Origin of the sequence: Micromonospora musae, assembly GCF_003626635.1 — a bacterium.
Lineage (GTDB): Bacteria > Actinomycetota > Actinomycetes > Mycobacteriales > Micromonosporaceae > Micromonospora > Micromonospora musae.
Genome location: NZ_RAZT01000012.1, coordinates 117,467 through 132,260 on the forward strand (window position 1 = coordinate 117,467; position 14,794 = coordinate 132,260).

Sequence of the window (14,794 nt, forward strand, 5' to 3'; positions counted from 1 at the left end):
ACCGGGATAGAAGTGTTCGACTAGTCTCTGAATCGATCCAGTACTGAATCGATCCAGAAGGGGGAGCGATGAAGCCGACCCTCCAGGCCGTGGCCGACGCCGTGGGCGTTTCCCGCAGCACGGTCTCCAACGCGTACGCCCGCCCCGACCAGCTCTCGACGGCGCTGCGCCGACGGATCCTGGAGACCGCCAAGGCGATCGGCTATCCGGGCCCCAACCCGACCGCGCGCTCGCTGCGCCGGGGCTTCGTCGGCTCCATCGGGGTGCTCTTCACCTCGCGGCTGTCGTACGCCTTCACCGACCCCTTCGCGGTCCGTTTCCTCGCCGGGGTCAGCGAGGCGGCCGAGCGACACGGCGTCAGCCTGCTGCTCGTGCCGATCCCGAGCGACTTCGAGGACGCCCGCCGAGCGGTGGAGAACGCCTCGGTCGACAGTTTCTGCGTCTACTGCGTCGGCGACGAGGCGTGGGCGCTGGACGCCATCAACGCCCGAGGGCTGCCCTTCGTCACCACCGCGCCGCGGGACGACGCCGGCCCGGACGACCGCTACGTCGGTATCGACGAGCGGGCCGCGGCCCGGGGTGTCGCCGCGCACGTCGCGAGCCTCGGTCACCGGCGGGTCGCGCTGCTCGGCGACGCCGTGCTGCCGGACGCGCCGGCCGGCCCGCTCCGACTCTCCGGTGTGGACCAGGTCCCGCACCCCACCACCCGGGGTCGGCTCGCCGGCTTCGCCGACGCGTTCGCCGAGGTCGGCGTGGCCTGGTCCGACCTCACCGTGCTCACCGCCACCGGCAACGACCGGCGGGCCGCCGCTGCGGCGGTCGCCGGGCTCTTCGACCGGCCCGACCCGCCGACCGCCGTCCTGGCCTGCTCCGACGTGCTCGCCCTCGGCGTGCTCGACGCCCTCGGCGAAGACGCCGACCGCCCGGACGTGTCGGTCACCGGCTTCGACGACATCGCCGAGGCCGCCGCCGTCGGTCTCACCACCGTGCGCCAACCGGCCGAGGAGAAAGGCCGGATCTCCGCCGAACTGCTGCTCGACCCGCCTGCCGACCCCACGGCCGGGCACGTGCTCCTGCCCACCGCACTCGTCGTGCGCACCTCCACCCGACCCGTACCGAGGAGCTGACCATGGAACACTCGACCGGTTTCGTCACCGCCATCGACGCGGTCACCCGGCACGTCAACTCGGCCCGCCCCGACGCGCCCGTCCGGCTCGACCGGCCGCGTGCCCCGCGACTGGCCCCCACCCGGCTCGCCGCCGCCGTCGTCCTGCGGCGTCTCGCCGACCGGATCCAGCCCCAGCCGACCCCGGCGGCTCGCTGCTCCTGACGGTGCGTACCGGCCGCCGATCCGCAGCCCGGAGCCCCTTCTCGGGGTCGCCCACGATCGTTTCGAACCGGTTCCGCACCGGCCATTCGGGCACGATCGAGCCCGCCGGTGCGGAATCGGGCATCGAAGGTGGTGGCGGGTGGCAACGGCGGGGCAGACTGGACGCCCATGTCGCCGTTCACGCCCGCACTCCGGCTGCACGATCGGTACGTCCTGCGCGAGCGCATCGGCCTCGGCGGGATGTCCGAGGTGTGGCGCGCCGACGACGAGGTGCTCGGCCGGTCCGTCGCGGTCAAGGCCCTCGCCGCGCAACTCGCCGCCGACCCGCAGCTGCGGGCCACCATCCAGCGCGAGGCCCGCGCCGCCGCCCGGCTGACCCACCCGAACGTCACCCAGGTGTACGACTACGGCGAGGCGACCCTGCCCGGCGGCGAGGTCGTGCCGTACCTGGTGATGGAGTTGGTCGACGGCCAGAACCTCGCCGACCGGCTCGCCGCCGGCCCGCTCCCGTGGCGCGAGGCGGTCCGGACCGCCGGGCAGGTCGCCTCCGCTCTCGCCGCCGCGCACCGCATCGGGGTGGTGCACCGCGACGTCAAACCGGGCAACGTGATGCTCACCGAGACCGGCGCCAAGGTGCTCGACTTCGGCATCGCCACCCTCGCCGGTCCGCACCACCCGCTCGCCGGGCAGACCGGCGAACTGCTCATGGGCACCCCGGCCTACGTCGCCCCGGAGCGGCTCTCCGCCGGCCCACCCGACCCGGCCAGCGACGTCTACGCCCTCGGCGCGCTGCTCTACCGCACGCTCACGGGGCGGGCGCCGCTGCCCGTGCAGACCTGGGAGGACGCGGTCGAGGTGCACCAGCGGCACAGTCCCGTGCCGCCGCCGCGCGTACCCGGACTGCCGGCCGACCTCGCCGACCTGATCGTGGCCTGCCTCGCCGCCGATCCGAGCCGGCGGCCCACCGCCGCGCAGCTCGCGACCCTCCTGCGGACCGACGCGGCCGAACCGCCCACCGAGGTGCGGGCCGCCCCGGCGGATCCGGCGACCGTCGCGCTGCGGCCCCGTCCCGCCGGGCGGGCGACCGTCGCGTCAGCGCAGGCCCCCACCCTGATCGAGCGGCGGCCCGTGGCACCACGGCACCCCGTGCCGGCGCCCCGGCGGCGGTCCCGCAGTCCCCTCACCGCCATCGCCGCCGCGGCCCTGGTGCTCGTGTTCGCCGTGGGGGTGTTGCTCGCTCTCGACGACGACCGGGGCAACCCGTCGGCCGCCGGCACGGCGAACGCCACGCCGCACTCACCGTCGAGCCCCGCCGCGCCCAAGCCCCCGTCACCGTCGAAGTCCCCACCCGCGGCGACCACGGAGGCGCCCGGCCCGCTCGACCTGCGGCAGCTCGCCACCGAGTTCGTGGCGCTGCTCGTCAAGGCGCAGGCGCAGGGGCAGGTCGACCGGCGGACCGCCGACGACCTGCGCGACGAGCTGACCGACCTCGTCCGCGGCAAGCCGAAGGACCGGGCCAAGCACGTCCAGAAGCTGCGCGAGCGGGTCGCCGAGGCGGCCGAGCGGGAGGAGCTCTCGTCCGGGACGGCGGACCGGCTCGACGACCTCCTCGAACGGGTTGAGGTGCACGTCGGCCGCGACAACGGGTGACGCTCTCGATCCGGTCCGGAATCGACCAGGGCCGGGTCGCCGCGCGGCCCCGGCCGGCGCTCAGTCCAGCTCCACCGCATCGCCGACGGCGACCCGACCCGGCGTGACCACCTGGGCGTACGCGCCGACGCACGGCTGCGGCCCGAGGCCGGGCAGCGGCTCGATCCGGTTCAGCCGGGCCGGCGCCCGCAGCGCGTCCGGCTGTCGGGGCAGCCGGCCGTGCGCCAGGGTCGGCACGGCACACCGCGGCGTCGGGGCGAGCACCCGCAGCACCAGCTCCGCACCGATCCGCAGCTGGCGGCCCACCCAGCTGTTCTCCACGAAGCCGGCGCCCGGTGTCGCGACGACCAGGTTCGGTCGGTAGCGCTCGACCTGCGGGGGTCCGCCGGGCAGTTCGACGGCGAGCCGATCGAGCGTGGCGGTGGTGAGCAGGTGGATCGGGGCGAAGTCGAAGAAGGTGTCGGGTGCGGCGCCTCCGAGCGGGCTCGGTTCCACCGGCACGACGGCGGTGACGCCGGCGGCGAGTACGGCCTCCGGGACGGCCCGGTCCAGGGTCGCGGCCGCGGGTGGTGTGCCGGTGAGCGTCACCGGCGCGCCGAGCACCGCGGAGAGCAGATCGTCCACCTGCTCGTCCGGCCCGGACACCGTGCGACCGTCGGGCAGGGTGATCCGAACCGGCTCCGGGGCGCCGCCGGTGGCCTGAAGGGTGAGCAGGTCACGCCACCGCCGTGGGTCCTTCGCGCTGGCCACCCGCCCGGTCTCGCGGTGCAGCAGTGCGAGCCGGCGGTCGCCCTGGACGCCGCTCGGGCCGATCGCTGCCGTGGTCAACCGCTCACCGAGCATCGACTTGACCGGGTAGCGCCAGAGCTGCGCGACCCGCCCTTCCGCCTGCTCAGCCTGCACGCGCCCACCCTAACCGCCGCTGATCTCCGCCCCACGGACGCCGGGTGGCAGGGGTGCGGTTCTCCGCATCCCGGCCGTGCGGCTTCACCGCCCGTTACGGAGGCCATCCTCATGGCCGCCTCCCAGGATCACTTCGTAGCGTTGACCCATGATTCGAACCCCGCACGCCCTACTCGCCACCGGAGGTCTCGCGGCGGACTCCCAACCGCCGCAGGACGGGATCGTCGGCTACGTCACGGACCTGGTGGAACGGCTCGGTGGGCCGGGCGCCGGCCTGGCAGTGGCGCTGGAGAACCTCTTCCCGCCGATCCCGAGCGAGGTCATCCTGCCGCTGGCCGGTTTCGTCGCCGGGCAGGGCCGGATGAGCGTGGTCGGGGCGATCTTCTGGACGACGCTCGGCTCACTGCTCGGCGCCCTGGCTCTCTACGGGATCGGAGCGGCGCTCGGCCGCGACCGGATCCGAGCGATCGCCGCGAAGCTGCCACTGGTGAAGCTCAGCGACGTGGACCGGACCGAGGCGTGGTTCATCCGGCACGGGGTCAAGGCGGTCTTCTTCGGGCGGATGATCCCGATCTTCCGGAGCCTGATCTCCATCCCGGCCGGCGTGGAGCGGATGCCGATCACCATCTTCGCCCTCTACACGACGCTGGGCAGCCTGATCTGGAACAGCACGTTCGTGCTCGCCGGCTACCTGCTCGGCGACAACTGGCACCTGGTCGAGGGGTACGTCGGCATCCTCCAGAACGTCGTCATCGTGGTGTGCGCGGCGGCGGTCGCCTGGTTCGTGGTGACCCGGGTGCGGCGGGCCCGACGCGCCGGTCGCGAGCCGGAATCGGCGACCCTCAACAGCTCGGGCGCGGGCGTCCCCGACCCGAGCGGCCGGGGCACCATCTACCGCACCGGCGGCTGGGGCGACGACGGGCGCGGCGGGGCGCGTTGACCCACCCAGTCCGGGTCGGCGTCGGCGTCGGCGCCGGTGTGCTGACCGCCGCCGGGGACCTGCTCTTCCTGCTGGTCGCCGCCGTCGCCGGCGCCGGGTCCGCGCCCCTGCCACCGGCCCGCCGCCGGATCGGCACGCTGATCACGCGGTACGCCACGACACTGGTACGGCTGGAACGTCGCCGGCTCGCCGGGCTGCTCGGCGCGGACGAACTGCCGCCGATCCGTACGGCGGGCTGGCGGCACGTCGCCTATCTGGCGGCCCGGCTGCTCCCGGGTGCGCTGGGCGCGCTGGCGTACCTGCTGCTGGCGATCGGCGCGGTGCTCACCTGGATCCTGCTGTCCGCCACCGTGCGCGGCGAGCTGTCCGTGGCGGAGTTCCTGCTGCAGGTCGTCATCGGCACGGTGCTGCTGATGCTGAACGTGCAGGCCATCGCCAGCGTGGGCGCGCTGGACGTCCGGATCGCCCGGTGGCTGCTCGACCGCGGCGCCCGTGCCGCGCTGGAGGACCGGGTCCGCGAGTTGGCCAGCACCCGGGCGGGTGTGATCGCCGCCGTGGACGCCGAACGCCAGCGCATCGAACGGGATCTGCACGACGGGCTGCAGCAGCGGCTGGTCGCGCTCGGCATGCTGCTCGGCAGGGCCCGGCGCGGCCGGGACGCCGAACGGACGTACGCCCTGGTCACGCAGGCCCACGAGGATGTGCAGCGGGCACTCGAGGAGCTGCGCGAGGTGGCCTGGCGGGTCTACCCGTCGGCGCTCGAGGAGAGCGACCTGGGCCAGGTGCTCGGCATGGTCGCCCAGCGCTCCGCCGTGCCGGTGCGGATCCGGTGCGACCTGCCCGTACGGCCCGATCGGCAGGTCGAGACCGTGCTGTACTTCGTGGCCTGCGAAGCGCTCACGAACGCCGCGAAACACGCCGCGGCTACCCTGGTCACGATCGACATCGAGGCGGCGGAGGGGACGGTCCGGATGCTCGTACGCGACGACGGTACGGGTGGCGCGGACCCCTCGGGCCGTGGCCTGTCCGGGCTGGCCCGCCGGGTCGCCGCGCTGGACGGGCGGCTGCGGGTGGAGAGCCCGACCGGCGGACCGACGACCGTACTGGCGGAGCTTCCGTGCGCGTGACGCTCGCCGAGGACTCGACGCTCCTGCGGGAAGGGCTGGCCCGACTGCTCGTCGAGGAGGGCCACCTGGTGATCGCCTCGGTCGGCAGCGCCGACGAGCTGCTCGCCGCGGTCGACCGGGAACGTCCCGACGTGGTCGTCACCGATGTCCGGATGCCCCCCACCCACACCGACGACGGTCTGCGTGCCGCGTTGGAGATCCGCCGCCGGTGGCCCGACACCGCCGTGCTCGTGCTGTCCCAGTACGTCGAGAAGCGGTACGCCGCCCGGCTGCTCGCCGACCGTCCCGAGGGAGTCGGCTACCTGCTGAAGGATCGGGTCGCCCAGGTCGACGACTTCCTCGACGCCCTGGACCGGGTGTGCGCGGGGGCGACCGCGCTGGATCCCGAGGTGGTACGCCAGGTCGTCTCCGGCTCGGACCGTACCGATCCGCTCGCCCGGCTGACTGAGCGCGAACGGGACGTCCTGCACCACATGGCGCAGGGCCATACGAACGCCGCCATCGCCGGACGGCTGCACGTATCGCTCAGCGCGGTCGAGAAACACGTGAACGCGATCTTCGACAAGCTCGACCTGTCCGGCGTCACCGGCTACAGCCGCCGGGTGCTGGCGATCCTCCGCTATCTCTCCGCCTGACCCCTCGCGGCGGGCCGGCCGGCAGCGCCGCCGCCAGCCCGCCACATCACGCCGATCGCCCCAGGCGTGCCGATGATCGACTCGATTTCCTTGATGTCGGGGTGTCCGGACCGTGCTGATGCCCCAACTTCAAGGACCCCGAGTCGACCTTGAAGCCGGCGGCTTGGCCCGCGACCGGACGGCCGCGAGTCAACCTGAGGGGGCGGGCCGGCGTCCCGGGCAGAATTCGGTCGCCGCGCGGGAGCACCGCCGCGGCGGGCCCCCAAACGCGGACAGATTACCCCGATCACCCCAAGCGCGCGGATGATCGACTCGGTTTCCCTGATGTCGGGGTGTCCCGGCCGCGTGATGCCCCGACTTCAAGGAGCCCGAGTCGATCACCGGTCGCGGCTGGGGTGGTTGGCGAGTGGTGTCCGGTTTACGGCCCGCGCGGCCATCGAATGGACCTTCGCGCGGATCGGGCCGGCACCCCCGGGCAGAGCCCGGCGCTGGGCACTACCCCGCAGCCCCTCCAGGCGCGCAAACCGGACACATCGCGCTCATCGCCCCAAGCGCGCCAATGATCGACTCGGGTTCCTTGATGTCGGGGTGTCCCGGCCGCGTGATGCCCCGACTTCAAGGACCCCGAGTCGATCACGAGCGGCGCCTGGGGTGATTGGCGAACGGTGTCCGGTTCGCGTGCGCGCAGCCTGGGGTGCGGCCACCCCAGGTTGATGGTTTGGGTGGTTTGGGGTGTGACCGGTGGCATCCTCAGGCCGGAATCGTGGACGGGTCGCGGGCGTTGAACACCCCCGACGGCCGAGGTAGCAGCCCCGCCCGATGGCCCGTCCGCCCGGACCGAGCCGCGAGGCTCCCCGGGAATGACGGTGGCCGGCCGGTCGTTGAACCGGGTCCCGCCGCACGACCCCCTCCCGGGTCGCAGCGGGCCACGGTCACCGAGCCTCCCGAAGCCCCGGGCACGTCGCCGGGAATCATGGCGGGCCGCCGGTCGTTGAACACGGTCCCGCCGCACGACCCCCTCCCGGGTCGCGGCGGACCACGGTCAGTCACCAAGCCCCCCGGGCATGTCGCCGGGAATGATGGCGGGCCGTCGACCGTTGAACACCGTCCCGGCGTGGTGAAGCCCCCCAACTTCGCCCCGGGACACCGGGCCCCGCGAACCCCCTCTCGCGCAAGCGCCCACTCAGACTTTCCCCCCTTTCTGTGAAGCGCCCGAGCGTGGCGCTGACCTGCACACCCCCCCCGGGTGTGGGTCATCACCCCCGAAGGAGCTTTGACATGAACACGATCATGCGTAAGAGCGTTCTCGGTATCGCTGGTCTCGCGTTCGCCGGTGGTGTCATCGGTGGCCCCGTCGCCGCCCACGCCGCCACCCCCACCATCGACGCCAAGCCCGTCGCTGTCGTGCACGTCGACAAGCCGGGCGTGGACAAGGGCAAGCTGATGCCCAACGGCACCCACGGCGCCCAGTCCCGCATCAACCTCGACGACGAGCAGACCGCCAATGTGAAGGCGATCATCGCCGCGACGAAGAAGTCGGACATGAACGAGCGGGCCGCGGTCATCTCGATCGCGACGAGCCTGCAGGAGTCGAAGTTGGAGAACCTGGGTCACCTGGGTGACGCCAACGACCACGACTCGCTGGGCCTGTTCCAGCAGCGCCCGACCTCGGGTTGGGGTACGCCGGAGCAGATCACCGACCCGCAGTACTCGACCACCGCGTTCCTCAAGGGTCTGAAGCAGGTCGACGGCTGGCAGGACATGCCGCTGACCGACGCCGCCCAGACCGTGCAGGTGTCGGCCTACCCGGACGCCTACGCGCAGTGGGAGCAGCAGGCCGCCGACCTCGTGGCCCAGTACTGGAACAGCTGACAACCACAGAGCATCACCTGACCGCTGGCCGGCACCCCACACGGGCGCCGGCCAGCGGCATACCCCGCGTTAAACCAACGGAGCGCCCCGAAGAACCGGAACGGACGCGCTGCGGGTCGGGCGTACGGGAGGAGCCGGCGCAGACACCGAATCCTGGCCGGTTACCGCTCGCCGGGAACGTGAAGTGTCCGAAATCCGTGCGTACGGCCGCTGACGAAATGGTGCTGGGAGGTGGGAAGAAGCGCGGGCGCGGGTACGTTGTGTGGGGTGTCGGTGTGCTCAGTGTCCCCGGGCCTCACCTGATAAATGCCTTCGCGGAATACCGTTCGGCTGGAGCCGCGTTGCGCCACTCGCCGCGAGGCGACCTACACACCGACACCCCGAGCGCCGCCCTCGACCACCTGGTCGGGGGCGGCGCTTTCGTCTGGGGTCGGACAGCCGAACGCTGAGACGGCAGAATGCCGGGATGAGCGTCGAGTCGTCGTGGGCCGGGCAGCCAGGTGTCGTCGTACTGCCCGGCGGCGCCGCGGTGCGCGGCCGACGAATCGGCGACGACGCTTCCCCGGCGGACTTCGCGCTGCTGCTGGCCCCCGGTCCGGCACCTGCCTGGCCGCACCGGCGGATCCGCTGGCCCGACTTCTGGATCCCCGTCGACCGTGCCGACGCGCTGGACGCCCTCGGTGAGGCGCTGCGCCGCGCGCAGGACGGCGAGCGGGTGGAGGTCGCCTGCCGTGGCGGCCAGGGCCGAACCGGCACCGCCCTGGCCGCACTCGCGGTGCTCGACGGCATGCCCGCCGGGCAGGTGGTGGAGTGGGTACGCGCCAACTACCGGCCCCGGGCGGTGGAGACGCCCTGGCAGCGCCGGTGGCTGCATCGCCTCGGGTGACGGCGCAGGCCGGCTCCGGCCAGCGGCCGAACCGGAGGCCGCCATGGGGCGAGCCGCCCCGGGCCGGCAGTCAGGCGTGCAGCGCCGGTGGTCAGGGCGCGACGTAGTCGCGTAGGTGTCGGGCGGTCAGGGTGTCACCCCGGGCGATGAGCTCGGCCGGCGTACCCGTGAAGACGATTTTGCCGCCGTCGTGGCCGGCGCCCGGGCCGAGGTCGATCAGCCAGTCCGCGTGGGCCATCACCGCCTGATGGTGCTCGATGACGATGACCTGTTGCCGGCGTCGACGAGCCGGTCGAGCAGGGCCAGCAACTGGTCGACGTCGGCGAGGTGCAGCCCGGTCGTCGGCTCGTCCAGGACGTACGTGCTGGTCTTCTCGGCCATGTGGATGGCGAGCTTGAGCCGCTGCCGCTCGCCGCCGGAGAGGGTGTTGAGCGGCTGGCCGAGGCTGAGGTAGCCGAGGCAGACGTCGGCGAGTCGCCCGAGGATGACGTGGGCGGAACCGCTGGGGAAGAAGTCGTACGCCTCGGTGACCGGCATGGCGAGCACGTCGCTGATGTTCTTTCCGCGCAGCGTGTAGGTGAGCACCTCGGCGGTGAAGCGCCGTCCCTCGCACTTCTCGCAGACGGTGGCCACGCCGGCCATCATGGCCAGGTCGGTGTAGATGAGGCCGATGCCCTTGCAGGCCGGGCAGGCGCCCTCGGAGTTCGCGCTGAACAGGGCCGCCTTCACGCCGTTGGCCTTGGCGAACGCGGCGCGGATCGGGTCGAGCAGGCCACTGTAGGTGGCCGGGTTGCTGCGGCGCGAACCGCGGATGGGCGACTGGTCGACGATGACCACCCCGGCGCGTCGCCGCAGGGAGCCGTGAATGAGGGAGCTCTTGCCCGAGCCGGCCACGCCGGTGACCACGGTCAGTACGCCGAGTGGGACGTCGACGCTCACGTCTCGCAGGTTGTGCAGGTCGGCGTTGCGGATCGGCAGGTGTCCGGTCGGGCGGCGTACCTCGCCGCGTAGGCCGACCCGGTGGTCGAGGTGCCGGCCGGTCAGGGTGCCGGAGCGGCGAAGACCGGCGACGTCTCCCGAATAGCAGACGTGGCCGCCGGCCGTGCCGGCGCCGGGGCCGAGGTCGACCACGTGGTCGGCGATCGCGATGGTCTCCGGCTTGTGCTCGACCACCAGCACCGTGTTGCCCTTGTCGCGCAGCCGGAGCAGCAGGTCGTTCATCCGGGCGATGTCGTGCGGGTGCAGGCCGACGGTGGGCTCGTCGAAGACGTACGTCACGTCGGAGAGGCTGGAGCCGAGGTGCCGGACCATCTTCACCCGCTGCGCCTCGTGCCGGCGGCGCTGGCGTTGCTCGACGGCGGGCACGCCGAGCTCGACCGCGAGCGGGCCGACATCCGGCGGGCGCTCGGCGCGTTCGAGACGGTGGTCGGTGCTCCGGCGGCTTCCGTGCCGGTGCCGCGTCGCGCGGCTCGCATCGGAGAGGTCGCGGCCCTGGTCGGGGTCCGCACCTCCCAGCTGCGGCTCTGGGAGGTTCGCGGCCTGCTGCGTCCGACCCGGTCACCCGGCGCCGGCTACCGGGTGTACGACGAGGCGGAGCTGCGGGCGGCCCAGGTGGTCGCGCTGCTGCGGCGCGGCGCGTACCCGTTCGAGATCATCACGGCGGTGCTGGACGAGCTGCGGACGACCGGCAGCCCGCAGCGGGTCCGGGCCGAGCTGGCCCGCCGGGAGCAGGAGCTGCATCGGCGCAGCCTGCGCCGGCTGCGCGCCTCCGCGGCCCTCTACGACTACCTGCGGGAGCGGGAGCCGCTCGGCATGCCGTGAGCGCGGCGTGCGAACGCCGGACGGCGACAGCCCCGCGGAAGGCGGGGAGTCTGGGGGAGGCGGGGCATCCCGTCCGGCCCCGGTTTGCCCGTTTTCCGGATTAGGGTGCTGGCATGAGAGATCGGCTGCTGGCCACCACGGCGACCGCCGCGCTGCTCACCGTCGGCGCGGCCGTTCCCGCTCCGGCGGCGCCGCCCACCACCGCCCGCGCTGGGCGTGCCCTCTCGGTGGGCGCGGGGGCCGTGCCGTGCCCGCGCGCGGCGGCACCGGCGGCTTCCCGGCCCGCGCGCCCGTCCCCACCACCGGCGTCGGCGCGGGAGCGCGCCGTCGGAGGTACGGCGCTGGCCACCGCGGGGCTGGTCGTGCCGCCCGCGACTCCTCGGCCGCCGAGGCTCACCGCCACCTCCTGGCTCGTCGCCGACCTGGACACCGGTCAGGTGCTCGGGGGTTGCGGCCCGCACGAGTACGGCCCACCGGCGAGCGTGCAGAAGCTCCTCCTCGCCGCCACGATGCTGCCCCGGCTCGACCCGAAGCAGGTCGTCACGGTCACCGAGGAGGACATGGACTTCGAGGCCGGCTCCTCCGCGGTCGGCCTGGTCGAGGGCGGGCGGTACACCGTCGAGACGGTCTGGCTCGGGCTGCTGCTGAACTCGGGCAACGACGCGGCCAACGTGCTGGCGCGCCTCGGTGGGGGCACCGAGGGCGCGGCCGGCGGGGTGCGCGAGATGAACGAGTACGCGCACCGGCTCGGCGCGCTCCAGACGCACGCGGTCACCCCCTCCGGCCTGGACGGGCGTGGGCAGTTCACCAGCGCGTACGACCTGGCGTTGATCGCCCGGGCCTGCTTCGCCGACCCGACCTTCCGGCGGTACGCGTTAACAAAGCTGGCTCGGATCCCCGCCCAGCCGGCGCAGCGCACCAAGGGCTTCCAGTTCCAGAACGAGAACCAGCTCATCTTCGACTACCCGGGCGCGTTGGGCGGCAAGACCGGCTACACCGATCTGGCCCGGCACACCTACGTGGGCGCGGCCGAGCGCGGGGGCCGTCGCCTGGTCGCCACGCTGCTCGGCGCCGAGTCCCGACCGGAGCGCGGTTGGGAGCAGGGCGCGGCGCTGCTGGACTGGGGCTTCTCGTTGCCGGCGACGACCTCGGTGGGTCGGCTGGTCGAGCCGGGGCAGCTGATGGCGACGCCGGAGGTGAGCCCGACTGCCGCCACCGGCGAGGCGCGGCCGGCCGCCGCGAGTCGCCCGGTCGGCGAGGAGAGGTCGAACTCCTGGCCGGTGGGGGTGCTCGTCGCCACGGTGAGCGTCGTCCTGCTGACCGGCGTGCTGTGGCGTCGCCGTGCCCGCCGCCGAGGCGGCGCCTGAGCCAGGACAGCTCCATAGCGATGCGCGCGCCCAAAGCAGTCGGTCACGCGGCTCGCCCGACTCGCCCGGGGGCGGCGACGGATCGACAACCGCCGACGGATATCCATAGACTCCGGTCGCTCCGGTACGACGAGTCCAGGAGGATGCCCGTGTCGCGTGAAGTTCGACCGCTGCCTGTTCCCGCCCCGCGTCGCGCGCGGCGCACCCTTCCGCGTGTCGGCGGCGTGGCGCTGCTCGCCGGTGCGCTCCTCGCCGCCGGCGCCACCGCCGCGGTGGCCGCGCCCGCCACGGCGAACGGCGCCGGCGTCGTACCGGCTGCCGCCGCGCCCGGGGGTCCGCGTACCACCCCCGGCCCGTGCGGCTACACGGCGACGCCGGAGGATCCGGCGGCCCGGCCGGTTCCGCTGCCGCCCGACCCCCGCCGTACCCCGGACAAGGGCCGGGTGCGGGTCACGCTCCGCACCAACCACGGCTCGATCGGGTTGACCCTGGACCGGGCGGCGGCACCCTGCACGGTGCAGAGCTTCCTGCACCTGACCCGGCACCGCTTCTACGACCGGACCTCGTGCCACCGGCTGACCGCGTACCCGACGCTGAGCGTCCTGCAGTGCGGGGATCCCTCCGGCACCGGCTCGGGTGGGCCGGGCTACCGCTACCGGGACGAGCTGCCGACCGATCTGCCCCCGGCGCCGACGGACCCGACGGGCGAGCGGCGGCTCTACGCCCGTGGCACGCTCGCCATGGCCAACGCCGGCCCGGACACCAACGGCAGCCAGTTCTTCCTGGTGTACGCGGATTCGGCGCTGCGGCCCAACTACACGGTCTTCGGCTCGGTGGACGCGGCCGGGCTCGCCACGCTCGACCGGATCGCGGCCGGGGGAGTGGCCCCGACCGAGGAGGACCCGGCTCCGGTCGACGGTGCGCCGGCCCTGCCGGTGGAGATCTGCAAGGCCGTCCGGCACCACCGCTGACACCCGTGCAGGCGGGGTACCTCGCTACGACATGAGCGAGGTACCCCACCGGTGCGCGGCCCGGTATGACCAGCGCCTGAGCGGGGAGCCCGCCGTCACCGCCGGGGTTGGTCCCGGGGGTCGAGCGGGCGGCGTCGCCGGTCCGCGCCCAGCCGTGTGGCGGCTAGGGCCGGCCCGGTCGGGGGAACCTCGGCGCCGGAGCGCAGGACGCGCGGACGACCAGCTCGGTGGGCAGCCGGACGTGCGGGTCGCGTTCGACGCCACCGATCAGGTCGATGAGCAGCCGTAGTGCCTCGGCGCCCATCCGCTGCAGGGGCTGCGCGATCGTCGTCAGCGGCGGGTTGACCAGCGCCGATTCCGGGATGTTGTCGAAACCGATGACGGACAGGTCCTCGGGCACGGTGAGGCCGACGTTCCGCGCCACGTCCACTGTGGAGATCGCGGAGAGGTCGTTTCCGGCGAAGACGGCGGTCGGCCGGTCCGGGAGCGCGAGCAGTTCGGCAGCGGTGGTGGCTGCGCTCTCGATCCGGAATCCCCCGACGCGCACGAGTCTCTCGTCCACCGGCACGCCGGCGTCGGCCATGGCCCTACGGAAGCCCGCTTCGCGCAGGCGGGCCGACTCCAGGTCCGGGCGTCCACTGATGTGTCCGATGCGGCGGTGACCGAGCGACAGCAGGTAGTTGGTCGCGATCACGGCACCGGCGAAGTTGTCCGAGTCGACGGTGGGCAGGCCGGAGGGGCCGGTGTGCGGGTCGACGGCCACCACGTGGAAGCCCTGCTTGGTCTCGACCACGGTCGGCGTGACGATCACGGCCCCGTCGATGAGGGTGCCGGAGAGGCGGGCCAGCGAGCGCCGCTCCCAGCCGACGGCCGTGCCGTCGCCGTCGCCGCCGGAGTAGGCCAGCAGCTGGTAGCCGGTGCCGGCGACCTCCTTGGACGCCCCCTTGAGCAGCTCGGTCGAGAACGGCTCGAACTCGGCGACCAGGATGCCCAGGACGTTCGTCCGGTGGCTGCGCAGGCTCTGCGCGCCCAGGCTGGCCTCGTATCCGAGTTGGTGGATGACCTGCCGTACGCGTTCCACGGTCGCCTGCGCCACGCCGTACCGATTGTTGACGACCTTCGACACGGTAGCCACCGAGACGCCGGCCGTACGGGCCACGTCCGCCATTTTCACACGCTCCGGGAAGGTCACGCCGACGATGATAGAGGGCCGGCCGCGACTCTTCGGCACGGTTCGAAAACGTTATCGACAACGGTTGACACGTGGTTACGGGGCTGTAAAACTCGCCGCA

Annotated in this window: 13 protein-coding genes and 1 pseudogene; 11 read left to right on the top strand and 3 right to left on the bottom strand. The window is 73.4% G+C overall.

Annotation, left to right across the window (positions count from 1 at the left end; genetic code table 11):
* Positions 1-68: 68 nt before the first annotated feature.
* The 3 genes from D7044_RS23420 to D7044_RS23430 all read left to right on the top strand — a co-directional run bounded on the left by D7044_RS23420 (position 69) and on the right by D7044_RS23430 (position 2,980).
* Complete coding sequence (locus D7044_RS23420) at positions 69-1,127, top strand: LacI family DNA-binding transcriptional regulator (protein ID WP_120690206.1); 1,059 nt, start codon at positions 69-71, stop codon at positions 1,125-1,127.
* Between the two features lie 2 nt (positions 1,128-1,129).
* Positions 1,130-1,330, top strand: a complete 201-nt coding sequence (locus D7044_RS23425) for a hypothetical protein (RefSeq protein WP_120690207.1) — start codon at positions 1,130-1,132, stop codon at positions 1,328-1,330.
* A 168-nt stretch (positions 1,331-1,498) separates the two neighbouring features.
* On the top strand, positions 1,499-2,980 hold the full coding sequence (locus D7044_RS23430; protein WP_120690208.1) for a serine/threonine-protein kinase: 1,482 nt from the start codon (positions 1,499-1,501) through the stop codon (positions 2,978-2,980).
* A gap of 60 nt (positions 2,981-3,040) precedes the next feature.
* Here D7044_RS23430 and D7044_RS23435 read toward each other — a convergent pair whose 3' ends face one another.
* A complete protein-coding gene (locus D7044_RS23435) occupies positions 3,041-3,883 on the bottom strand; it encodes an MOSC domain-containing protein (protein WP_233565094.1) in 843 nt (280 codons plus the stop codon).
* A gap of 148 nt (positions 3,884-4,031) precedes the next feature.
* On the opposite strand from D7044_RS23435, the gene D7044_RS23440 reads away from it, so the two are divergent.
* The 5 genes from D7044_RS23440 (at position 4,032) to D7044_RS23460 (ending at position 9,343) form a co-directional block, all read left to right on the top strand.
* Positions 4,032-4,823: a DedA family protein gene (locus D7044_RS23440; RefSeq protein WP_120690209.1), complete on the top strand. Its 792-nt coding sequence runs from the start codon at positions 4,032-4,034 to the stop codon at positions 4,821-4,823.
* Complete coding sequence (locus D7044_RS23445) at positions 4,820-5,950, top strand: sensor histidine kinase (RefSeq protein ID WP_120690210.1); 1,131 nt, start codon at positions 4,820-4,822, stop codon at positions 5,948-5,950. The genes D7044_RS23440 and D7044_RS23445 overlap by 4 nt, the downstream gene beginning before the upstream one ends.
* Entirely contained in the window at positions 5,941-6,585 is a 645-nt protein-coding gene (locus D7044_RS23450; protein WP_120681826.1) for a response regulator, read from the top strand. The genes D7044_RS23445 and D7044_RS23450 overlap by 10 nt, the downstream gene beginning before the upstream one ends.
* A gap of 1,278 nt (positions 6,586-7,863) precedes the next feature.
* A complete protein-coding gene (locus D7044_RS23455; protein ID WP_120690211.1) occupies positions 7,864-8,457 on the top strand; it encodes a hypothetical protein in 594 nt (197 codons plus the stop codon).
* Positions 8,458-8,923: 466 nt separating this feature from the next.
* A complete protein-coding gene (locus tag D7044_RS23460; protein WP_120690212.1) occupies positions 8,924-9,343 on the top strand; it encodes a protein-tyrosine phosphatase family protein in 420 nt (139 codons plus the stop codon).
* Between the two features lie 91 nt (positions 9,344-9,434).
* Here the strand turns inward: D7044_RS23460 and D7044_RS23465 are convergent.
* Positions 9,435-10,672 (bottom strand): annotated as a pseudogene (locus D7044_RS23465) (ATP-binding cassette domain-containing protein); the annotation flags it as partial.
* A gap of 123 nt (positions 10,673-10,795) precedes the next feature.
* Here D7044_RS23465 and D7044_RS23470 point away from each other — a divergent pair.
* The 3 genes from D7044_RS23470 (at position 10,796) to D7044_RS23480 (ending at position 13,502) form a co-directional block, all read left to right on the top strand.
* Positions 10,796-11,164 (top strand): MerR family transcriptional regulator, encoded by a 369-nt coding sequence (locus tag D7044_RS23470; protein WP_233565108.1) that lies wholly within the window; start codon positions 10,796-10,798, stop codon positions 11,162-11,164.
* A gap of 113 nt (positions 11,165-11,277) precedes the next feature.
* Positions 11,278-12,531, top strand: coding sequence for a D-alanyl-D-alanine carboxypeptidase family protein (locus D7044_RS23475; RefSeq protein WP_120690214.1), 1,254 nt, complete (start codon positions 11,278-11,280; stop codon positions 12,529-12,531).
* A 224-nt stretch (positions 12,532-12,755) separates the two neighbouring features.
* A complete protein-coding gene (locus D7044_RS23480; protein ID WP_233565109.1) occupies positions 12,756-13,502 on the top strand; it encodes a peptidylprolyl isomerase in 747 nt (248 codons plus the stop codon).
* A 163-nt stretch (positions 13,503-13,665) separates the two neighbouring features.
* Here the strand turns inward: D7044_RS23480 and D7044_RS23485 are convergent, their stop codons facing one another.
* Positions 13,666-14,694: a LacI family DNA-binding transcriptional regulator gene (locus D7044_RS23485; protein WP_120690216.1), complete on the bottom strand. Its 1,029-nt coding sequence runs from the start codon at positions 14,692-14,694 to the stop codon at positions 13,666-13,668.
* Positions 14,695-14,794: the final 100 nt, after the last annotated feature.